Source organism: Hoeflea prorocentri (genome assembly GCF_027944115.1).
GTDB lineage: Bacteria > Pseudomonadota > Alphaproteobacteria > Rhizobiales > Rhizobiaceae > Hoeflea_A > Hoeflea_A prorocentri.
Map to the genome: position 1 here is coordinate 1,487,766 of NZ_JAPJZI010000001.1, position 21,344 is coordinate 1,509,109.

21 protein-coding genes are annotated in these 21,344 nt (G+C 58.4%); 11 read left to right on the forward strand and 10 right to left on the reverse strand.

Features of this window, described 5'->3' with window-relative positions; genetic code table 11:
• Positions 1 to 108 precede the first annotated feature (108 nt).
• The gene (locus OQ273_RS06860) at positions 109 to 1,761 is read left to right on the forward strand and encodes an acyl-CoA dehydrogenase family protein (RefSeq protein WP_425493355.1); all 1,653 of its coding nucleotides are present in this window, start codon (positions 109 to 111) and stop codon (positions 1,759 to 1,761) included.
• On the opposite strand, the gene OQ273_RS06865 is transcribed toward OQ273_RS06860, so the two are convergent.
• Entirely contained in the window at positions 1,743 to 2,678 is a 936-nt protein-coding gene (locus tag OQ273_RS06865) for an AEC family transporter (RefSeq protein ID WP_267989724.1), read from the reverse strand. The genes OQ273_RS06860 and OQ273_RS06865 overlap by 19 nt on opposite strands.
• Positions 2,679 to 2,918: 240 nt before the next feature.
• Here OQ273_RS06865 and OQ273_RS06870 point away from each other — a divergent pair, with 240 nt between their 5' ends.
• The gene (locus tag OQ273_RS06870; RefSeq protein ID WP_267989725.1) at positions 2,919 to 3,278 is read left to right on the forward strand and encodes a DUF6105 family protein; all 360 of its coding nucleotides are present in this window, start codon (positions 2,919 to 2,921) and stop codon (positions 3,276 to 3,278) included.
• Here the strand turns inward: OQ273_RS06870 and ruvX are convergent.
• Positions 3,227 to 3,709 carry a Holliday junction resolvase RuvX gene (gene ruvX / locus OQ273_RS06875; RefSeq protein WP_267989726.1) on the reverse strand — a complete coding sequence of 161 codons (483 nt, stop codon included), beginning with the start codon at positions 3,707 to 3,709 and terminating at the stop codon, positions 3,227 to 3,229. The two genes, OQ273_RS06870 and ruvX, sit on opposite strands and share 52 nt — an antisense overlap.
• Before the next feature lie 95 nt (positions 3,710 to 3,804).
• On the opposite strand from ruvX, the gene OQ273_RS06880 reads away from it, so the two are divergent.
• The 5 genes from OQ273_RS06880 (at position 3,805) to OQ273_RS06900 (ending at position 8,611) form a co-directional block, all read left to right on the forward strand.
• Positions 3,805 to 4,512, forward strand: coding sequence for a metal-dependent hydrolase (locus OQ273_RS06880; protein WP_267989727.1), 708 nt, complete (start codon positions 3,805 to 3,807; stop codon positions 4,510 to 4,512).
• 108 nt (positions 4,513 to 4,620) lie between these two features.
• Positions 4,621 to 4,908, forward strand: coding sequence for an Asp-tRNA(Asn)/Glu-tRNA(Gln) amidotransferase subunit GatC (gene gatC, locus OQ273_RS06885; RefSeq protein ID WP_267989728.1), 288 nt, complete (start codon positions 4,621 to 4,623; stop codon positions 4,906 to 4,908).
• A 54-nt stretch (positions 4,909 to 4,962) separates the two neighbouring features.
• Positions 4,963 to 6,444: an Asp-tRNA(Asn)/Glu-tRNA(Gln) amidotransferase subunit GatA gene (gene gatA, locus OQ273_RS06890; protein WP_267989729.1), complete on the forward strand. Its 1,482-nt coding sequence runs from the start codon at positions 4,963 to 4,965 to the stop codon at positions 6,442 to 6,444.
• Positions 6,445 to 6,494: 50 nt separating this feature from the next.
• Entirely contained in the window at positions 6,495 to 6,911 is a 417-nt protein-coding gene (locus OQ273_RS06895; protein ID WP_267989730.1) for a PaaI family thioesterase, read from the forward strand.
• 170 nt (positions 6,912 to 7,081) lie between these two features.
• Positions 7,082 to 8,611: an ankyrin repeat domain-containing protein gene (locus OQ273_RS06900; protein WP_267989731.1), complete on the forward strand. Its 1,530-nt coding sequence runs from the start codon at positions 7,082 to 7,084 to the stop codon at positions 8,609 to 8,611.
• 45 nt (positions 8,612 to 8,656) lie between these two features.
• On the opposite strand, the gene yghX is transcribed toward OQ273_RS06900, so the two are convergent.
• Both yghX and OQ273_RS06910 read right to left on the reverse strand, forming a co-directional pair.
• Positions 8,657 to 9,562 (reverse strand): YghX family hydrolase, encoded by a 906-nt coding sequence (gene yghX / locus OQ273_RS06905; protein ID WP_267989732.1) that lies wholly within the window; start codon positions 9,560 to 9,562, stop codon positions 8,657 to 8,659.
• The gene (locus tag OQ273_RS06910; protein ID WP_267989733.1) at positions 9,559 to 10,491 is read right to left on the reverse strand and encodes a DUF1194 domain-containing protein; all 933 of its coding nucleotides are present in this window, start codon (positions 10,489 to 10,491) and stop codon (positions 9,559 to 9,561) included. The genes yghX and OQ273_RS06910 overlap by 4 nt, the downstream gene beginning before the upstream one ends.
• Before the next feature lie 39 nt (positions 10,492 to 10,530).
• On the opposite strand from OQ273_RS06910, the gene OQ273_RS06915 reads away from it, so the two are divergent.
• Positions 10,531 to 12,423: a PhoX family protein gene (locus OQ273_RS06915; protein ID WP_267989734.1), complete on the forward strand. Its 1,893-nt coding sequence runs from the start codon at positions 10,531 to 10,533 to the stop codon at positions 12,421 to 12,423.
• A 140-nt stretch (positions 12,424 to 12,563) separates the two neighbouring features.
• Positions 12,564 to 12,974, forward strand: a complete 411-nt coding sequence (locus OQ273_RS06920) for a GFA family protein (protein ID WP_267989735.1) — start codon at positions 12,564 to 12,566, stop codon at positions 12,972 to 12,974.
• Positions 12,975 to 12,981: 7 nt separating this feature from the next.
• Here OQ273_RS06920 and sigJ read toward each other — a convergent pair whose 3' ends face one another.
• The 3 genes from sigJ to OQ273_RS06935 all read right to left on the reverse strand — a co-directional run bounded on the left by sigJ (position 12,982) and on the right by OQ273_RS06935 (position 15,317).
• Positions 12,982 to 13,857, reverse strand: coding sequence for an RNA polymerase sigma factor SigJ (gene sigJ, locus OQ273_RS06925; protein ID WP_267989736.1), 876 nt, complete (start codon positions 13,855 to 13,857; stop codon positions 12,982 to 12,984).
• Between the two features lie 2 nt (positions 13,858 to 13,859).
• Positions 13,860 to 14,303, reverse strand: a complete 444-nt coding sequence (locus tag OQ273_RS06930) for a carboxymuconolactone decarboxylase family protein (protein WP_267989737.1) — start codon at positions 14,301 to 14,303, stop codon at positions 13,860 to 13,862.
• 111 nt (positions 14,304 to 14,414) lie between these two features.
• Positions 14,415 to 15,317 (reverse strand): hydrogen peroxide-inducible genes activator, encoded by a 903-nt coding sequence (locus OQ273_RS06935; RefSeq protein ID WP_267989738.1) that lies wholly within the window; start codon positions 15,315 to 15,317, stop codon positions 14,415 to 14,417.
• A 186-nt stretch (positions 15,318 to 15,503) separates the two neighbouring features.
• Between OQ273_RS06935 and katG the strand changes: the two genes are divergently transcribed.
• Entirely contained in the window at positions 15,504 to 17,666 is a 2,163-nt protein-coding gene (katG, locus tag OQ273_RS06940) for a catalase/peroxidase HPI (protein ID WP_425493408.1), read from the forward strand.
• An 81-nt stretch (positions 17,667 to 17,747) separates the two neighbouring features.
• Here katG and OQ273_RS06945 read toward each other — a convergent pair whose 3' ends face one another.
• Both OQ273_RS06945 and OQ273_RS06950 read right to left on the reverse strand, forming a co-directional pair.
• Positions 17,748 to 18,578: a hypothetical protein gene (locus OQ273_RS06945; RefSeq protein ID WP_267989740.1), complete on the reverse strand. Its 831-nt coding sequence runs from the start codon at positions 18,576 to 18,578 to the stop codon at positions 17,748 to 17,750.
• A 203-nt stretch (positions 18,579 to 18,781) separates the two neighbouring features.
• Positions 18,782 to 20,188, reverse strand: coding sequence for a 1-acyl-sn-glycerol-3-phosphate acyltransferase (locus OQ273_RS06950; protein ID WP_267989741.1), 1,407 nt, complete (start codon positions 20,186 to 20,188; stop codon positions 18,782 to 18,784).
• A gap of 222 nt (positions 20,189 to 20,410) precedes the next feature.
• On the opposite strand from OQ273_RS06950, the gene OQ273_RS06955 reads away from it, so the two are divergent.
• Positions 20,411 to 20,710 (forward strand): hypothetical protein, encoded by a 300-nt coding sequence (locus OQ273_RS06955; RefSeq protein WP_267989742.1) that lies wholly within the window; start codon positions 20,411 to 20,413, stop codon positions 20,708 to 20,710.
• On the opposite strand, the gene OQ273_RS06960 is transcribed toward OQ273_RS06955, so the two are convergent.
• A complete protein-coding gene (locus OQ273_RS06960; RefSeq protein WP_267989743.1) occupies positions 20,707 to 21,168 on the reverse strand; it encodes a CAP domain-containing protein in 462 nt (153 codons plus the stop codon). The two genes, OQ273_RS06955 and OQ273_RS06960, sit on opposite strands and share 4 nt — an antisense overlap.
• Positions 21,169 to 21,344: the final 176 nt, after the last annotated feature.

Below are 21,344 nucleotides of genomic sequence, written 5' to 3' on the forward strand. Positions count from 1 at the left end.
CGTCATATTCGAAATGGGCAAGAAATCGACACCTCAGCAGTGGATGATCCCCATCCAATTGCCGGTGTTCGGCCCAACCCCGGGGAAACCCAACAGGAACAGGACCCTATGTCAAAAATGACCGTGAATCGCATGACGCATGAGGTTCTCAATCAGCCAAAGCCCTATGTGGGGATCAATGCATATCAGGCCGACCCGATGTTGTGCGAGGCCGCCGGTCAGATGCCCAAGAAGGTGCGTGATGACATGTCCGCCATCGGCCGCTTTGTCATGAGCCCCGAGGCGCAGGATCTTGCCCGAATCGCCAACCAGTCCACGCCACAGCTGAAGACCTTCGATCAGTCCGGCAACCGGATCGACCAGGTTGAGTTCCACCCGGCCTATCACGCCTTGATGCGGCGCTCATGCGCCAGCGGTCTTCATTCGTCCATTTGGGAAGGCCTGCCGGAAGAAAAGGGCATTGCCCATCAGGCTCGCGGTATTCGTTTTTTCCTGACGGCTGGTCTGGAATGCGGGCATCTTTGCCCTGTCACGATGACACACGCGTCTCTTGCCACCATCCGCATGAACGCGTCCGTTTACAAAATCTGGGCGCCCAAGATCCTTTCGAGAAGCTACGATTCGTCGCAAAAACCCGTCGGCGCCAAAGGCAGCGCGACAATCGGCATGGGCATGACCGAGAAGCAGGGCGGCACGGATGTGCGTGCCAATACAAGCCGGGCGGACAAAGCCGGGGAGGGGGTTTACCGGCTGACCGGGCACAAATGGTTCATGTCCGCACCGATGAGCGATGCATTCCTGATGCTGGCTCAGATGCCTGAAGGTCTGGGTTGCTTTCTGGTGCCGCGCTTTCTTGAGGACGGCAAGACGAACGGCCTTCAGTTCCAGCGGCTGAAAGACAAGCTTGGCAATCGTTCCAACGCCTCTAGCGAGGTGGAGTTTGCCAACTCCTATGGGTACCTGCTTGGCGAACCCGGAAAAGGGGTACGGACAATCCTAGAGATGGTGACGCTGACCCGGCTCGACTGCGCTCTCGCGTCCGCCGGAATCATGCGTGCTTCATTGGCGGAAACCGTTCACCACTGCAGACAGCGGCAGGTCTTCGGCAAGGCGCTGGTCGATCAACCGCTGATGGCGCGCGTTCAGGCCGACATGGCGCTTGACGTAGCGGCGGCCACAGCGCTGGTTCTGCGCCTTGCCCGGGCGTTTGACAATTCCAATCATGATGAACAGGAAGCGGCCTATGCCAGGGTCATGACGCCGGTGGTGAAATACTGGATATGCAAGATGGCGCCGGCCTTGATCTATGAAGCGATGGAATGCCTTGGCGGCAATGGTTATGTCGAGGAACGGGCGCTTGCGCGCCATTACCGCGAAGCGCCGGTGAATGCGATCTGGGAGGGATCGGGCAATGTCATGGCCCTCGATCTCCTGCGCACGCTGAGCAAGGATGGACGCCAGCTTGAGGCTGTTATCGCGGCTATCGCCGGTGACCTTGGGCCGTTTTCGAAGCGGACGGTCGATGTGCTGACGGCGGCGGCGGCACTCTGTCAGCGTGACGAGGGCGCTGCCCGCATGTTCGCAGAGCAACTTGCCTATTCTGCCGCGGCGGCGGAACTCTACCGGCTGGGGGCTGGACGCATAGCGGATGCATTTGCCGAGTCACGCATGGCCGGCGCCTGGCGCACAACCTACGGGATGCTGGATATGCGTTTTGATGCCGGCCAGATTGTCTCTCTCCTTTATCCCGAGGCGAGATAGCCGGCGGCAAACAGGACCAGCGGTATGGTCAGGAAGGCGGCGGCTGTCTGCAACGTGGCGACGGTTGCATAAAGTGTTGCATCGCCGCCCATCTGTCTTGCCAACAGATAGCCGTTCATGGCCGTCGGCACGCTGCCACAGATCGCCAGAAGTATAAGCGTTTCTCCCTGGGCGCCGGCAAGTGCGCCGATCAGGACCATGAGCGCAGGATAGGCGATCAGTTTGAGGAACACCGGCAAGATGGCGATCGGCTTGGGTTTGACAGTGTCGCGGATGCGCAGGCCGGCTCCAACCATCAGCAGTCCCATTCCAAGCGCCGCGCTGGCAATGAGATCGATTCCCTGTTCCAGCGGTTCATAGACCGGAATGGAAAAATAATTGAACAACAATCCCGCCGCGCAGGACAGTATCAACGGATTGGTTGCCAGTTTGCGGGCAAAAACACGCAGATCGCGGCTGGGGCTGACAAACCAGACCAGCATAGCCACGTTGCCGAAATTCAAGGGGATGATCAGCAAGGCCATGACAAGGGCGGTCAGCGCCAACCCCGTATCGCCGTAGAGCTTGTCGGCGACAGCAAGGGCAATAAAGCCGTTCCAGCGGGTCGCGGTCTGGAAAACGGTTGAATAGGCGGCGCCGGAGACACCCCTGTGCCGCAAGACCGGCCAGAGCAGTAACACCAGCGCGAACATCAGAGTAATTGTTGAAAGGGCCGCTATGCTGACTTCTGTGATTTCGAGGCCGCTGAAATCGGCGCGATAGAGTGTCAGGAAGAGGAGGGCGGGAAACAGGACGAAATAGCCGACTTCCTCCAGTCCGTGCCACACATTCCGGTCGACAATGGGCAAACGTTTGAGGACGACGCCAAGTATGACGATCAGAAAGATCGGAAGAATACTCTCGAAGATAGGCAGCATGGGTCAATCGCGGCAGGACAGATAGGGTCTCATAACCGCCGCTGGAAGATGGCACAAGCTGGATAATGGAGGGTTGGAGCGCAAATATTAACCTTAACAAATGGTTTACGTTGCGCTGATCGGCAAATCGCAGCACATTTGAATAGGCGCGTGCGAACCGGCGAAAGAACCGCGGTGGTTAAAGCCGGACAAGGCGCATTTGCCCCTTGTTTGACGGGCTTCGAGGCGAGGACAGACCTGATGAAATGGTTCCTGATATTGTGGTTTGTGCCAATCGCATTGATCACATCCTGGTATGGTCTGTCATATCACGACATGCACTTCGGCATTTTCATGCTGACCCGTCAGGTTCATGACATGGTGTTCCAGCTTTACGGGAATATCCTGGGCATAGCGCCCGAAACCATTCCGCCTCTGTTGTTCAAAGCCATTGCAGTCGACAGTCTCATTGTCCTCGGCATTGCCGCATTTCGCTGGCGCAAGCAGATTGCCGAGTGGATCAGGAAACAGCGGGCACCTTCGGCTACGGAACCGTTGATGGAAACTGCTTATGTCGAGCTGCCTGTCGAAAGAGATGAGAGCCTGTCCAAGGCTCCCTGAAGGATAAAGGCAGCGGCTGCCGAATCGATACGGTCGGCACGCTTTTTCCGGGAAACATCCATCTCCAGAAGTGCCCGTTCCGCCGCGACGGTTGAAAGCCGCTCGTCCCAGAATGCAAATCCCAAATCGGTCTTGTTCTCAAGGTTTCGAACGAACGCACGGGTCGCCTGAGCCCTGGGGCCCTGACTGCCGTCCATGTTGACGGGCAGTCCGATGACGCAGCCGCCGACGCGTTCGGTCTGCAGGATAGCAAGCAGCTTTTCGGCGTCTTTGGTAAATCGGGTTCTGCGCAGTACGTCTCGCGGCGTTGCCAGGGACAAACCGAGGTCGCTTACCGCTATACCGATGGTCTTGGTGCCGAGGTCGAGGCCGGCAAGAACCATCCCCTGCGGCAGGTCCTGCGTCAGTTCCTCCAGCGTCATGACGCTCATAATCACACATCCTTTTTAACCGGGTTGGTTCTTTTCATCATTGCTGTCAACCCATAAGCTGTCGCTTCAACCCCATCATTCAGCGAGGCATATCCATGAAAATACAGTGGCTGGGACATTCCGCATTTCGTTTAGAGACAGCCAAGGCAAACATCCTGATCGATCCGTTCTTTACCGGCAATCCGAGTTTTGAAGGCCAGGATCGCGCCAGTGCAGCCAAGGATGTCAGCCACATCGTTGTTACACACGGGCATGGCGATCATGTCGGCGACACGGCGGAGATCGCGAAGGAAACCGGCGCGACCGTCATCTCGAATTACGATCTGTGCATGTGGCTCGGTCATCACGCCGGTGTGGAAAAGCTTGATCCGACGAATACGGGTGGAACCGTCCACCATGACGGTTTTTCCGTTACCTTCGTCAATGCGCTGCATTCGTCGGCCCATATCACCAGCGACGGCGTGTCTCACTGTCTCGGGAACGCCAATGGCATCGTTGTGCATTTTGACGACGAACCGACGCTTCTCCACATGGGCGACACAGATATCTTCTCCGATATGGCGCTGATCGAGGAGCTGCATAAGCCGGAGATCGGGATCGTGCCGATCGGCGACCGGTTCACCATGGGCGGAGCAGTGGCGGCGCTTGCGTGCCGGCGCTATTTCAACTTTTCCAGCGTCATTCCCTGTCACTTCGGCACGTTCCCGATCATCGACCAGACGGCTGACAAATTCGTAGCGGCAATGGAAGGCGAAGCCGGGAAAGTCCGCACACAGGATGTCGGTGACTGGCTGGAGTTGTAGAGCGAACCCGGGCGGCGGCTTTCCAAGCTGGCAGTTGGACACTTGCCCTCGCGCTGCACCGCGTTTATAGCCTCGGGCTGAAACCCCAATATTCGGAGCGAAATCCCGATGTCTGTCGATCTTGCAACGGTCAAACGTGTTGCCCGTCTCGCCCGCATTGCCGTCACCGATGATGAAGCGGTCAAGATGGAAGGTGAACTCAACACGATTTTGGGCTTTGTCGAACAGCTTAATGAAGTCGATGTCGAGGGCGTGGAGCCGATGACGTCGGTTATGCCCATGCCCATGAAAAAACGCGAGGACGTCGTCAATGATGGCGGCAAGGCCGACGATATCGTCGCCAATGCCCCGCAAACCGACGAGAACTTTTTCCTTGTTCCCAAGGTTGTCGAATAGCCTGATTGTCAAGGCGCCCGACCAGCCGATTGCCTGAAGAGTGATATCAAGACTATGAGCGAACTGACACGCCTGACCATCGCGCAAGCGCGTGAAAAACTAAAGGCTGGCGAAATCAAGTCGACCGAACTGACCGGCGCCTATCTGTCGGCGATCGAGCAGGCAAATCCATCAATCAATGCCTATGTCGCCGTCACGGCGCAGAAGGCTCTGGAACAGGCGGCGAAGTCGGATGATGCGCTGGCCAAGGGTGAGGGCGGTTCGCTTGAGGGAATCCCGCTCGGCATCAAGGACCTTTTCGGCACGGAAGGCGTGCATACGCAGGCATGCAGTCATGTTCTGGACGGTTTCAAACCGCGTTATGAATCCACCGTCACCGCAAATCTTTGGGCCGATGGCGCGGTGATGCTTGGAAAACTGAATATGGACGAGTTCGCCATGGGCTCGTCAAACGAGACCTCCTATTACGGCCCGGTCACGAATCCGTGGCGTGGCAATGATAACAACAAGGCCCTGGTGCCGGGCGGCTCATCAGGCGGATCGGCTGCGGCCGTTGCCGCGCATCTTTGTGCGGCGGCAACTGCGACCGATACCGGCGGTTCTATCCGCCAGCCGGCAGCCTTTACCGGTACGGTCGGTATCAAGCCGACCTATGGGCGCTGTTCCCGCTGGGGCGTTGTTGCTTTTGCCTCCTCGCTCGATCAGGCCGGGCCGATTGCCCGCGATGTCCGCGATGCGGCGATCATGCTGAAATCGATGGCCTCCACAGATCCGCGCGACACGACGTCGGTGGATTTGCCGGTTCCCGATTATGAGGCCGCAATCGGCCAGTCTATCAAGGGTATGCGGATCGGCATTCCCGATGAATACCGTATGGAAGGCATGCCGCAGGAAATCGAGACCTTGTGGCAGAAGGGCATTGCCTGGATGAAGGACGCCGGCGCGGAGATCGTGCCGATCTCGCTGCCGCATACCAAATACGCGCTGCCTGCCTATTACATCGTTGCTCCGGCTGAAGCCTCGTCAAACCTCGCGCGGTATGACGGCGTGCGTTACGGCTTGCGCAAGCCGGGCGACGACATCGTCGACATGTATGAAAATACACGTGCTGCCGGTTTCGGACCCGAAGTCAAACGCCGCGTCATGATCGGCACCTATGTGCTGTCGGCGGGTTACTATGATGCCTATTATCTCAGAGCCCAGAAGGTCCGCACGCTGATCAAACGCGATTTCGAAACCGTGTTCGATCAGGGTGTCGATGCGATCCTGACGCCGGCAACACCGTCGGCGGCCTTTGGCATTGCCGATCAGGATATGGCAGCCGATCCGGTCAAGATGTACCTGAACGACATCTTCACGGTGACGGTGAACATGGCGGGATTGCCGGGGATCTCGGTTCCGGCCGGACTGGACGATAACGGCTTGCCGCTTGGTTTGCAGTTGATCGGCAAACCGTTTGAAGAAGAAACGCTGTTTCGCCTTTCCCATGTCATCGAGCAGGCCGCAGGTCATTTTGAAGCCGACAAATGGTGGTAGCCCGCAGGGGCCTCGATGTGTGCCAATCGGGTCGGTGACGGAGCAGGATCATGCATGCGTCAATCCCTGATGGTTTTGTTCCGATTACCCGCAGCAGCCCGTTTATCGACATGCTCGGTCCGCTTTACTATCGGCTGAGCGATGACGGGCTGGAAATCGGCCTTCTGGCGGAAAAAAAGCATTGCAACTCGCGCGGGATCGTTCATGGCGGGCTTTTGAGCACGGTCGCCGATATCGCGCTTGGATACAGTGCCGGCGGGTACCCCGACGGAAACCGTCCCATGGTCACAACAAGCATCACCATTGACTTTGCCGGCAGCGCAGGCATCGGAGACTGGATTGTCTTCAAGACGGATGTTCAGAAAGTTGGTCGCATGGCCGCCTTCGCCAACACCTATGCGCATGTGGGTGACAGGCGCATCGCGCGCGCCAGCGGTATATTCAGTATTCTCGACGGCAAGGCCTGAAGCCGTTACGCGGCTTGCCTGCAAGAAATCTCTCGGTTAGTCTCACCGTGCCGCGCGAGGCGGCACCCTGATCCGCGGAAAGCTGCATCGGCACCTCGACCAAATATCAGACCATCAATCGGTCGTCTCGAGCCCGGATAGCGGATCGGCGGGCATAAGCGAGGGTACCGATGTCCATCAATATCGACAGATTGCGCCGTGAGGCGAAGACACTGAAACGCGACTTTGCCGCTGGAAATCCGGAGGCGAGGAAGCGGGCCGCAGCGCTCTTCGGCAATACCGATGCGCTCAAACACACTCAGGCGCTGCACATTATCGCCAGGGAGCAAGGTCACAAGAGCTGGCCTCAGCTTAAATTTGCCGCGGAAATCTCAGAAATGAACCGGGAGCAGCGTGCAGACCGGCTTCGTATCGCGCTCTTTTACGGCCAGCACTGGGTCACCCGTGCACTTTTGGCACAGGACCCCGATCTGCCCAGTGGCAATCTTGGCCTGCTGATCGCGCTCTATGACAGGGCCGCCGTGGAAGCGGCCTTGTCGGCCGATCCGGACGCGGGAACCCGGCTGGTCGGCGTTCGCAGTCCGATCCTGCATCTGACTTTTTCCAAACATATTCATGCCGAGCCTGATCGGTCCGACGACATGATCGCCATTGCCGAACTGCTTTTGGGCGCCGGCGCAGATGTGGATGACAGTTTTCCGTTTGAGCAGGGCGGCGAGCATCGGCTTTCCGCGCTCTATGGAGCATTGGGGCATGCCGACAATATGGTCCTTGCGCGCTGGCTGCTGGATCATGGCGCTGACCCGAACGACAATGAATCGCTCTACCACTCGACGGAACTCGGGCATCACGAGGGACTGGCAATGCTTCTGGAGCATGGCGCCAAAACCGATGGAACCAATGCCCTTGCGCGGGCCATGGACTTTGACGATATCGAAGCCGTCCGGCTCCTGCTCGATGCGGGCGCCGATCCGAATGAAGGGGCCTTGCCGCATCCTTCGGGGCAGCCCTCGCTGGCGATTCCGTCCTTGCACCAGGCAGCGCGCCGGATGTGTTCGGCACAAATGGCGGAACTGCTGATTTCCCGCGGGGCGGACGGAACCGTGCCTTATCGCGGACATACGGCCTACGCGCTGGCGCGGATGCGCGGTAATCAGGCAATTACCGGGGCGCTGGAGCGCGCCGGTCAGGCGACACCGCTCGATGCAACAGAGACCCTGCTCGCCGCTGCGGCAGAGGGGCGTGCCGAGGGACAGGTCGACCCGGCCAAGCTTGACGATGAAACCAAACGCATGATGTGCCGGATCATCGGCTTTTCAGGCAGGCTTGAACATATTCAGCGGCTTCAGGCGATCGGCATCGATCCCGACTGGACGGATGAGATGGGCATGCCGGCAATTCACATCGCAGGCTGGGAGGGACATCCCGATGAGGTTGAATGGCTGCTGACCTTCGATCCCGACCTGTCGCACGAGAATGATTATGGCGGCGATCTGCTCGGCACAATCATTCACGGCGCTGAGTTTTCTCCTCATCGAAAGTCGCGCGACCACATCAGCTGTGCGCGGCTGACGCTGGAAAAGGGGGCGCCGCTGAGACAACGCGAGATCGATCTTTGCGGTGTCGAGGAGATGACAGAATTCCTGCTTGATTGGGCGGATGCACACCCTCAGCAGGTCGTCGACGACAGTCCGAAGTAGGAGGATGCTCATAGCGGCGCCGCATTCAAACGGCGCCACCGGCAATCAGTTCAGATGTTGCTTGAAGAACGCGATCGTGCGCTCTTCTGCCAGGGCTGCGGCCTCCTGGTCGTAGCGTGGTGTTGTGTCGTTGTGGAAGCCATGATTGGCGCCGGGATAAAAATGGACGGTGTATGTTTTGCCATTGGTCTTGAGCGCTTCCTCATAGGCCGGCCAGCCCTCATTGATGCGCTGATCCAGCTCGCCATAGTGGATCAGCAAGGGTGCCTGGATGCGGGCAACGTCCCCGGCGCGTGGCTGGCGCCCATAGAAGGGAACGGAGGCGGCGAGTTCCGGGTAGGCGACTGCCAAAGCGTTGCACACGCCGCCACCATAACAAAATCCGACGCAGCCGACCTTACCGGTGCTGTCGTCTCGGGAAACGAGATATTCATAACCGGCGAAAAAGTCGTTCATCAGTTTTTCGCGGTCAACGGTCCGCTGGAGTGCGCGGCCTTCGTCATCGTTGCCCGGATAGCCGCCGACGGATGTCAGCCCGTCCGGCGCCAGCGCCATGAAACCAGCCTTTCCAAGGCGGCGCGTGACGTCCTCAATGTAAGGGTTGAGGCCCCTGTTCTCGTGAACCACGAGAACGGCCGGCAACGGGCCGGACGCGTCCGCCGGCCTGACGAGGTAACCGCGCACTTCGCCGTTGCCATTGGGTGAGCTGTAGGTGACGTATTCGGTGCTTATCGCCGGATCGTTCGGGGCGACTTGCTGTGCCCGCGCATAGTCCGGACTGAGCGTCTTAAGCAGCGCCAGCACTGTGATACCACCAACGGCAAATTTGCCGGCCCGGTCGAGGAACTCGCGTTTTGTGATCAGGCCGTGGGCATAGTAGTCATAAAGATCAAGGAGTTCCTGATCGAAGTCCGCCGCAGTCAATCGTCTTTCTGCTGTCGATATGCTCATTGCCGTTCTCCCTGTTGCAATGCATCGGGGGCATCGTTTGTTCGTGCGTAGCGCGGTTCGGGTGCAAGGCCACCGATTTCGAGCACCAGCTTGCGCCGCACCGCGACAGCAAAGTTAGCAGCGTTTTCCGCCGTAATTGTGAAGGAGCCCGGACCGCCGATGATGCGTTCGGTGAACGCGGCTTCCAGATCGTAGCTGATGGGCCTGCCGCTGCATTGCCGACACAGGATCGCGAGGCCGTTGATGACAATCCCGGCGTCGAGCACCTGCTGCCGCGCCACGCTGATTGGCGGGCCGTTCCAGTTGTTGGCGCTGTCGGCGGACAGATCGATAACCCGCCGCAGCCCTGTCAGGTCGTTATTTTCAATGAGATCCTTGCCGTAAAGGAGCGCCGCGCCGATGGCGTTGCGGCCGCCCGCCCTTCGCGGTGCCGCCATGAGTTTGTCGGCGAAGGATTGCGCGGCCTCAGGACCATCGATGATCGTCCATGAAACAACCACGTCCTGAGAAGTATCGTTTCCCCACTCCACATAGGTTACTGCAATGTTTCCGAGCGCATTGTTGCGGATGGCATTGAGAACCTGCTGGCTGGTGATTGCCTCCGCGTAGCCGCGGCGTTGAAACAGGATCTCCGCGTTGTCAATGGAGCCGGTTGCGTCGGCCAGCAGCACGAGTTCCAGGTCGGTCTCCACCTGCGCTGACGCGGCGGTTGGCCATAGCGACAGGTAGAGCAACAAGACAGTCAGAGCATTTTTCATGGGAATTGAGACTAGGACAAAGAGCGCCTTCCACCAACTCAAACTTAGTTCAAGGAGACCGGCCGCCGCGGGATGAGCGCTTTCCATCAACGGCAACGGCATTTCGTCGCCAGACTGTCGCAAAACTGTAACTGGAATGATTTTAAGTCGAAAGCAGACCGGTTCTACCAATCGGCATGCCGTAATATGTTTAATCGAGAGGAGCCCCGCATGTCTTCACCGCCCAACGAGTCCTTGTCGTTCGACGATTTCGACGAGGAGATCAATCCGCGTCCGACAGAGACCGATTTTGACCGCATTGTCGAGGCGGCTGTCAATCGTCGCGGTTTTCTGGGCGGGGCACTGGCATTCGGAAGTTTTGCGATGCTTGGCGGCACGCTGGTCCCGTCCGGCGTGCAGGCCGCGTCCAACCGGTTTGCCTTTGCCCAGATCCCTGCCAACACCGAGGATGCGGTGACCGTGCCGGAAGGCTACAAGGCTGACATTCTGGTGCGCTGGGGCGACCCGCTCTGGTCCAACGCGCCTGAATTCGATCACGCCTCGCGTGGCACTGCCGACAGTCAGGCGCTCGCCTTTGGCGACAATATCGACGGCATGGAAGTTTATGCAATTGGCGACAAGATGGTGCTTGTTGCCAACAACGAGTACACCAACCGCAAGATTATCTGGGGCAACCGTGAGGAAGGCAAAGCGGCCGAAGCCGACGATTTCAACAAGGGCAAGATGGCCCATGGCGTGTCCGTTGTGGAAATCGCACCTACTGAAAATGGTTGGGCGATAGTCAAGGACAGCCCGCTCAACCGCCGTATTACACCTGATACCGAGATCGAACTGACCGGCCCGGCCGCCGGTCACGCTCTGCTTAAGACAGCCGCAGACCCAACCGGAACCAAGACGCTTGGTACATGGAACAATTGCGGCAACGGCTCGACCCCTTGGGGCACTTACCTTGCCTGCGAAGAAAACTTCAACGGTTACTTCTCCGCCGCCGACGAGGAGCACAAGGTATCGCCGGAGCTCGACCGCTACAGCGTGTCCTCGAAAGACTGGGGTTACGGCTGGGCCAATGTGGATGAGCGTTTTGACGTCTCCAAACATCCGAACGAGCCAAACCGTGCTGGTTATGTCGTCGAGATCGATCCGACCGACCCGAACTCGACGCCGAAGAAGCGCACGGCGCTTGGACGTTTCAAGCACGAGAACGCCGAAGTCGTCATTAACAATGACGGCCGGGTCGTTGTCTATATGGGCGACGACGAGCGCGGCGAGTTCCTGTACCGTTTCGTGTCCGACGGTGTTTTTGCAACGGGCGGCGACACAAGCTCGCTTCTTGACGAAGGCACCCTGTCTGTTGCCAAGTTCTATGACAACGGCACCGGCGAGTGGCTGGAGCTGACGCCGGAGACAACCGGCATGGCCAGCAAGGCCGAGATTTGCATCCATTCGCGCCAGGCCGGTTCGGCTGTCGGAGCCACTACGATGGACCGTCCGGAATGGGTGACGTCCAATCCGAATATCGCTGAGGTCTATTGCGCCCTGACCAACAACAAGAACCGCGGCCTCAAGCCCAATAAAGGCGGTGACGAGACCCCGGTTGGCGGACCCAATCCGCGCGAGGCCAACAACTACGGCCAGATCGTGCGCTGGCGTCCGGCTGATGGCGACCACACTGCCAAGGATTTCACCTGGGATCTGTTTGTGCTTGCCGGCAACCCGGCGGTTCATCAGGATGCCAACAAAGGATCCGACAATGTCAACGCCGACAATATGTTCAACTCACCTGACGGCCTGAAGTTCGATTCCAACGGACTTCTGTGGATCCAGACGGATGGCAACTATTCCAATGCCGAAGGCTTTGCCGGCCATGGAAACAACCAGATGCTGGCGGGCGATCCGGTCACCGGCGAAATCCGCCGTTTCCTCGTTGGTCCGAAAGAATGTGAAGTCACCGGCATGACCTGGAGCCCTGACCGCAAGACCATGTTCGTCGGTATCCAGCATCCGGGTGAGCGAGGTGACAGCCACTGGCCGGAGGGCGGCAATGCGGTTCCGCGGTCTGCGGTTATCGCGATCACCCGCACAGATGGCGGTGTCATGGGCTGATCGCAGCTTAAACCGATCACAACGCAACCCTCGCTCAATTGAGCGGGGGTTTTTTCTGCTTTGGCTCTCCGGCGAGTGTTCGCGGTTTCTGTCGATGGACAGATCAGGGTATGATGCGCGTTGAACAAAGCGGAGCCTTCATGACAGTGACAGTTCAGGCCCAGTGCGGGTGTGGCAGAGTGAAATTCCGATCGGATGCAGAGCCGGTGCTTCAGGCCGTTTGCCACTGCGCCGATTGTCGCAATGCAACCGGCAATGATTATTCGGAGACCGTTTTCTTTGCCGCGAAAGCAACTGAGGTTGCCGGTGAACTGCGGGCGAATCGCTACTTTGCTGCTTCGGGAGCGCAAACGGTCAGGGAGTTCTGCTCGGTATGTGGGACGCCGATGTTTGACAAATCCGACGGGTTTCCGCAGCTCATCGGTGTTTTCGCGCAGACGATATCAGAGCCCTTCCGGTTTGTGCCGGACTGCCATATGTGGACAAAAGGCAAGTTGGCACATGTTCAGATTTCAGACGATCTTCGCACCTATGAGGAAGGCATATCCTGAACGCGGCCTAGGGCGCATTATATGCCGTCAACTTGTCCGGATTACGCATGACAAGGATCCGGGCAATCTGCCCGTCCGTGTCGGTTGAAAGGCTTAGGACTGCGTAGACATGACCGCCATCTATCAACGCAAGTCCGGGTAAGCCGTTGATCTTCGTTTGCTCGATGCTGCCACGTACCCAGTTTTTGCGCCAAAGGCCGGCGAGGAAGCGCGCGACGCGATTTTGTCCGCATACAACGTTCATCGCGGCCAGCACCTTGCCGCCGCCATCGGCCCAGATCTCAGCATCGCGGCTCAACAATGCTTCAAGCGGCTCCAACTCGCCTGTCTTGATTGCAAGAAGGAACTCACCCAGCAATCGCTCGCCGGCATCCGTGTCCGCATCAAACCGCTGGCCTTCGGCGCGGGCGCTCTTTCGTGCCCGTGCAACGAGTTGACGGCAGGCAGGCTCGCGCCGTCCGAGGATGTCGGCGATGCGGGGATAGTCGTAGTCGAACACATCCCGCAGAAGAAGGGCTGCGCGTTCTGCCGGGCTAAGGCGCTCCAGCATGAGGAGAAAAGCCATGGAGAGCGTGTCGGCAAGTTCAATCCCGGCCTCCGGGGAGGCAACCGGTTCAGGCAACCAGGGGCCAATGTAGTCCGTGCGCGCCCGCTTTGCCGCGCGCAGCGCATCGATGGCGATACGGGTGCATGTGCGTACGAGCCAGGCTTCCGGATGTGTTATTTGTGACCGGCCTGCCTTCTGCCAGCGCAAATAGGTTTCCTGTACGACATCGTCGGCCTCTGCCGCCGAGCCAAGCATGCGGTAAGCGATATTCCACAACCGCCTGCGCGCCGCCTCAAAGGGGGCGGCCGGATTTTCCCGCGTGGCAAAAGAGGCCATCGTCAGGCCGCCCGCGTTCCATGCGCGCCTATACCGAGCCTGTTCCAGGCGTTGATGGCAGCAATACAGGCGTTGATTGCGGCAATCTCCTCAATGTCAAAATGGGCTTCGAGATCGGCGAAAATGCGATCGAGATCTGCCCGGCTCGATGCATCCGTCAGGGCTTCCGTCCAGGCGAGCGCTGCGCGTTCTGCGGGGCTGAAGTGAGATGTGTCCCGCCACACAATGACTGCGGCCAGGCGATCCAGTGTGTCGCCCTCCTGGCGGCCTTCACGGCTGTGCATTTCAACGCAATAGGCGCAGCCATTTATTTGCGAAGCGCGCAATTTGATCAGGTGTCTGAGTTTGGGCTCGATCTTCGAGCCGGCAATGGCGGTTTCCATGTCCAGAAGTCCCCGGATGATGTGGGGAGCGCTTTTGCGAATGTTGAAACGTGTAAGGCCCATCGAAATATCTCCGCTGTTGTGATGTTCATACGGTGCGAGACGGCACAACACTAAGACGAACGGGCAGGGCGGTTTGTGACAGGACGTTTTAGAATCCGGCGAGAATTTGCGTCACGGTACGGGCTGGTTTGTGCAGGCGCTTCGAAAAACCTCCGCGATTTGAGTGAGTTGATCGGACAAGGGATTTGTTTTGCGCCAGACGAAACCAACCGTTCTGCTGGCCTTTAGACCGGGCAGGCGGGCGGTAGAAACCGAAGCCGAACGGGTTTCGATCGGCACGGCCATCTCCGGGATGAGGGTGACGCCGATGCCTGCAGCGACCATCTGCACCAGTGTTGAGAGCGAACTTCCCTCCATCAACTCCGTCGGCGATGACAGTGATATGTTGCAAAAGGACAGGGCCTGATCACGAAAGCAGTGACCTTCTTCGAGCAGCAGTAAACGCATTTCGCGCAGCATCTCGGGACGTGGCACGGGCTTATCCGCGTCTTCGACCGGGCGAACCAATACAAACTCTTCGTTAAACAGCGGCAGTTCGTTGAGCAAGGGATCCGAGATCGGCAGGGCGAGTACGGCTGCATCCAGACGCCCGTGCATCAGCTCCATGATGAGCTTCTGGGTGACGGCTTCCCGCGGCATGATTTCCAGACCGGGAAAATGCGCCGTCAGTCCCTTGATGAACGCCGGTAGGGTGTAGGGCGCGACCGTCGGGATGATACCGATGCGCAACTGACCGCCGAGCGGGGTTCTTGACGCGCGGGCGATGCCATCGAGGTCTTCGACGGATTGCAGGATGTTCCTGACATGGTTGGCCAGCTTACGCCCGGTATTGGTCAACTGGATTTGCCGCCCGCCTCTTTCAACAAGCATGACGGAAAGGATCTCCTCCAGTTCTTTGACCTGAACGGACAGCGCGGGCTGGCTGATTGAACATGCTTCCGCCGCACGGCCGAAGTGGCCGTAACGGGCCAGGGAATCGAAATAGCGAAGGTGTTTCATCGATATGTCAGCCATAAGAAATTCTTATCGCATGTTTTAGAAAATACAATTTCTTTTTATTGAATTTTCTATCTATATTGGTTCCAGACTAGGCGCTTTCGATCCAATGCCACTTACTACGAGATGTGCTGCTTCGGGAAGCAGGCGACTGTCGGACGATTGTGACATCCTACCAATATTCTGGAGCTTGATATGAATGAAATGTCTGTTGATACGCGCGGCAAATGTCCGGTTATGCATGGTGGAAACACGATCCTGGGCGACGCCAATGCGGATTGGTGGCCCAATTCGCTGAACCTGGATATCCTCCATCAGCACGACAGCAAAACCAATCCCATGGAGGCTGACTTCAACTACCGTGACGCCGTCCGGGAGCTGGATGTTGAAGCAGTCAAGGCCGATCTCCGTGCCCTGATGACGGACAGCCAGGAGTGGTGGCCGGCTGATTGGGGCCACTATGGCGGTCTTATGATCCGCATGGCCTGGCACGCGGCCGGCACATACCGTTCGGCAGATGGCCGCGGCGGCGGCAACACCGGAAACCAGCGTTTTGCACCGCTCAATTCCTGGCCTGATAATGCAAACCTCGACAAACCCCGGCGATTGCTGTGGCCGATCAAGAAGAAATACGGCAACAAGCTGAGCTGGGCCGACCTGCTCATCCTGGCCGGTAATATGGCTTACGAATCCATGGGCCTGAAAGTGTTCGGCTATGGTTTTGGCCGCGAGGATATCTGGCATCCGGAAAAGGATGTCTATTGGGGCGCTGAAAAGGAATGGCTGACCGATCAACGTTATGAGTCGGCGGACGACCGGGAGTCTCTGGAAAATCCGCTTGCGGCTGTTGTGATGGGACTGATTTACGTCAACCCGGAAGGCGTTGACGGTAAGCCCGATCCGCTGCGCACCGCGCTTGACGTGCGTGAAACCTTTGCCCGCATGGGTATGAACGACGAGGAAACCGTGGCGCTGACTGCCGGCGGGCACACGGTCGGCAAGGCTCACGGCAATGGCGATGCGTCAGTCCTCGGAGCCGAACCGGAAGGCGCGGATGTCTTCGAACAGGGCCTCGGCTGGATCAACCCGAACAAGTCGGGCGTTGGGCGTGATACCGTGACCAGCGGCATCGAGGGAGCCTGGACCACGCATCCCACCAAATGGGACAATGGCTATTTCGATCTTCTGTTCAAATATGACTGGGAACTGAAGAAGAGCCCGGCAGGCGCATGGCAGTGGGAGCCTGTCGATATCGCAGAAGAAGACAAGCCGGTGGACGTAGAGGATCCGTCGATCCGGTATAGCCCGATCATGACCGATGCGGATATGGCAATGATCAAGGATCCGATCTACCGGGAAATCTCCGAGCGGTATCATAAGGATCAGGACTATTTCAGCGAGATGTTCGCGCGTGCCTGGTTCAAGCTGACCCACCGGGACATGGGTCCCAAGGCCCGCTATATAGGCCCGGATGTTCCTGCCGAAGACCTGATCTGGCAAGATCCAATCCCGGCAGGCAATGCGAACTACAATGTAGGCGATGTGAAGTCGCGCATTGAAGCCAGCGGCCTGAGCGTCAACGAACTGGTTACAACGGCCTGGGACAGCGCACGCACATATCGCGGCTCAGACATGCGCGGCGGCGCCAATGGTGCACGCATCCGTCTTGCCCCTCAAAAGAACTGGGAAGGCAATGAGCCTGAGCGTCTTGCAAAGGTGCTCGCGGTTTATGAGGGCATTGCAGCCGACACGGGCGCGAGCCTTGCCGATGTGATTGTCCTTGGCGGAAATGTCGGTGTCGAGCAGGCTGCAAAGGCAGCAGGTTTTGACGTGGCTGTCCCGTTCCATCCCGGTCGCGGCGATGCGAGTGATGAGCAGACGGATGAAGAATCCTTTGCACCGCTTGAGCCGATCCATGATGCCTATCGCAACTGGCTGAAGAAAGACTACGCCACGCCTGTCGAGCAGCTCATGCTCGACCGCACGCAGCTTATGGGCCTGACGGCGGCTGAGATGACGGCTTTGATCGGCGGCATGCGTGTTATGGGAACAAACCATGGCGGCAGCAAGCACGGTGTCTTCACCGATCGCGAAGGGGCGCTTACAAACGACTTCTTCGTCAACCTGACCGATATGGCCTACAATTGGGTCCCGACCGGCGCGAACAGCTACGAGGTGCGCGACCGCAAGAGCGGCGATGTGAAGTGGACGGCGACGCGGGTCGACCTCGTCTTCGGCTCAAACTCGATCCTCAGATCCTATGCCGAAGTCTATGCTCAGGACGACAATCAGGAGAAGTTCGTCAAGGACTTCGTGGCTGCCTGGTCCAAGGTCATGAATGCGGATCGCTTCGACCTGATCGACTGATACCAACGACATGGAAGACCCCGCGCACCGGACGCGCGGGGTTTTTTGTTTCCTGATTTGTTCTTTAGACAATCGCTCCGGCTATTGGGGCAACCAGCCTCGGCTGCTGGCGCGGTATCGCCAGGCCATACATTTGAATGTCGATGTTGTTTTTTCCGATTGGCTCGCGCGTTTGAAGAGTTCTTCTGAATAAAGCTGTTCGTCCCGCGTTAACTCGCCGCCGAGATTGGTCCATGCCACAAGCGCCGTGCGGTCCAGTTCGAAATCGCACCTGTCGGCCATCGTCAAAGCGGTGACGGCGACGGCTATTCTTTCCTTGCGCGCTTCCTTGTCCTGTGCGCCAGCCTGTTTCAATCCACTGCCGGCGGTTTCCGCGCACCAGGTATTGTTCGAGTATCCTTTTTTGATGGCGAGGCCTTCGCTGACCAGGATCGTGCCAAGGTCATGTGCACCGATGGAAAGGAAAGCGTAGGCAGGCTGCCCATCGATGCCGAAATCGCCCGGGTTGGTGGAAAAGGGCTGTGAAGACAGCAACTCACTCAGCCGCTGGCGGGCCTCCTTCGCCAGTTGCCGTTCGGCCTCGCATACGCCGTTTAATCTCGGCGCCTGATAGTTTTTCATGGTGATACGCGTACCCTCGAGGCGGATTGAATTGGCATCAACCACACAAAAGTCGCGGGTGAAAAGGCCGCAGACCGGCATATCGCGGGAATAGGTTCCCAGCCCCGCCATTCCCATTGAGCCGAATTGAACATTGTCCCAGCGCGCCGCGAGCGCCTTGCCGGGTGTAAGTGCATCGGGCTTTGCCCATTGGCCTCCGATCATTGAGATAAGCAGGTAATAGGCAACACCGATTACCGCCATGGTCAGGCCAATCGTTCGAAGCGGGCGGTTTGTATTGTTGGAAGACATGATTTGCCACGCTGGTTGTACATAGTCCTGTATGCATAACCTTAAGCTGTGCCTTTGAGGGGAACAACCAGCTTTCGCGGAAGCTTTGTTTCTTGGTAAATGTGCGTATCTGGTCGGAGGGTTTTTCTTATTCTTTTGTTTTTAAAGAACTAATAGATTTTCCGTTGTCGCGTCAAAGGCGATGTCCGGTATGGTTCAGCGGTTCACAGCAAATGCCGGATGGCGTTGGCGTAATAGGCGACAAGCGGCTCATCGCCCGGCGCGATATGCAATGTGCCATCATCGGCCTCGGTGACGATGCGCCGCAACGTGAGCATGCGCAGGCCGACAGTGACCTCGTAGTCCCGATCCGCTCTTGGAACGTGAACATGGGCGCCGTTTTCGATCAGCCGGTCGATCAGGGCATCAACGCGTGCTTTCAGGCTCAAACGGTCGGGCGGTTCTTTGCCTGCATCGAGCAATGCGACTGCGACAAGCGAGACGGGCAGGGCAGGGATCAGCTTTCCCACATCATCCATAAGCCGTGTGCCGAGGTCTTCGGTGAAACCCGTTTGTTCATTCTTGTCCATCGCAGCCCAATGTTTGACGCCCCTTTCCGCAAGGAATGCGTTGAGCGATACCGGATGACCGAAAGATACGCTGGCGTAACCGAAACGATGCCAGCGTCCTGCGAGGCGCAGTTTCAGGTTCTTCCACAGGAAGGCGAGCGTTGTCGCGGTCTTTTGCGCCGTTGTGCGCGGGGCCTGGCCGCTGTCTGCGACAATGAGTGAGCGGTCTTCCAGCACGCGGTCATAGTTGAGCCCGACCGGAATGAAGACCGTATCGCGTCCGGCCAGCTCCGGTGCGGAGAGAATATAGGACAGGAGGCCCAGCCTGACCGGCCTCAGCCGGCCATCATGGGAAAGGCCGCCTTCAAGGAAAATCGCCTGCGTGACGCCGGATTCGGTCGCCATGCGCACATAGCTGGCGAGCACGCGGCGATAAAGCCGGTTACGGGCGTTGCGGCGGATGAAGTAAGCGCCGGATGCGCGGATAAGGGTTTGTAATACAGGCAGGCGCGCCCACTCCCCGACCGCATAGGAAAGGGCTGTCGATGCCGAGGCAAGATAGGTCATGAGCACATAATCCATGTTGGAACGGTGGTTCATGACGAAGACGACGGAGGAGTCCGCCGGCACGGCCGCGAGTGCTTCGGTGTCCGAATAACCAAGACGTACCCGGTAAATCGCCGTCGACAGCCAGCGGCACAGGCGCGTTCCTATGCGGAAATAGATATAGGCGTTGAAGGCGGGTACGATTTCGCGTGCGTAGCGTTCAGCCATATCCATGGCCACTTCAACGGGCATGCCTTCTTCGCGTGCATGTTCTTCTGCCGCGGCCAGGACGTCCGGGTCGTGCGCCACGCGATCGACGACGATGCGCCGGCCCGTTGTCCCGAACGGGCGGATCTTCAGTTTCAGCCTTGTGTTGAGTTCGTCGATGGCGCGGTTGGCACGCCGATGCAGGAACCAGCGCACGGAAGGCGTCAACAGCCGGTCGATCAGCGCGATCAGCGCCAGAACGCCTGCAAGCACCACAAGCCACAAAGGAAGCTCGATTGTTTCCCCCATCAGCGTATTGTCTGCGAGAGGGATGAGTTTGGCAACCGGACCGGTGTCGGAACCATGTTCGGAAGGAGATCGTAGAAGCCCCTTTCCTGGAAGTGCTCAATCCTGCGAAGACGAAAGACAGGTCGCGAAATTGGCGTGGCACATCGCCCTATTGCCGGTAAAGGCGGGCAGACACATATCGACACACAGGTTTGACATGACTCAAACAGCAGGAGCGGTGCGATGAGAGTTTTAACAATGGCTATTGCGACTTTGACGGCCGGAGCGAGCGGCTTGATGGCAACGGAGTACGCGGCGGCCCAGCAACTGACAAATTCGATGACCTGTGAGATGGCGAAAAGTGTCTATGCCAGTCAGGGACGGGTTCAGACGCGGACACGGTCCGGGGTGGTCTTGCCGATCTATGGCGGGGTTCCAGAGGCCAAGGGCCGCTCGCTTATGTGCGGCCGTGATCGCTCACGCCGACCGGTGCAGGTGATCACCAGCGACAATCCGCGCTGTACGATCGCCTATAAGTGCTAACGCGCCAGGATCATGGTCCAATAGGGCCGGTTTCCAGTTGCGGGATCGCGGGCGACGGCGACACCGACACGGCTGAAGTTGCCAAGCATATTGCGCCGGTGTCCGCGCGAGTTCTGCCATGCGGCGATGACGGATGCGATGTCAGGTTGGCCCATGGCGACGTTTTCTGCCGCCGCGCCTCGTATGCCGAAACTGCGCAGGCGCGACCGGAACTTAGCATGGCTGAGCCGGCCGGATTTCGCCATTGCCTTTGAATGGGCGAGGGCCGCGCGCCCAAGTGCCTGATCGGAGGCGAGGTTGGGGCGTTTTTTGCTGCGCCGATAGGTGTTGACCCGGCCAAGCGCCCTGCCGGTGACGATGCTTGCGGCGGCGTTGGCCGGTACATTTGTCCATGTCAGGGCCGTCAGGCAAAGAGCAGCACCGCCGCCTGTTATCAAAAAACCGCGTCTTTGGATCATCGGTCGTCGTTCCCGGGCTCGTGAGACTGAGTCGCCTTCATACCTGCGATCAGTCATTTGGTGCCGAGGCATCGGTCATTGTCAATTGCGCGTTGCCGAGGGCTCCCTGATCGTCTTTCAAAACAGTATGAAGTTGAGCGTGTAAGCATCTGGCCAAAAACAGGAAACAGGCAGCA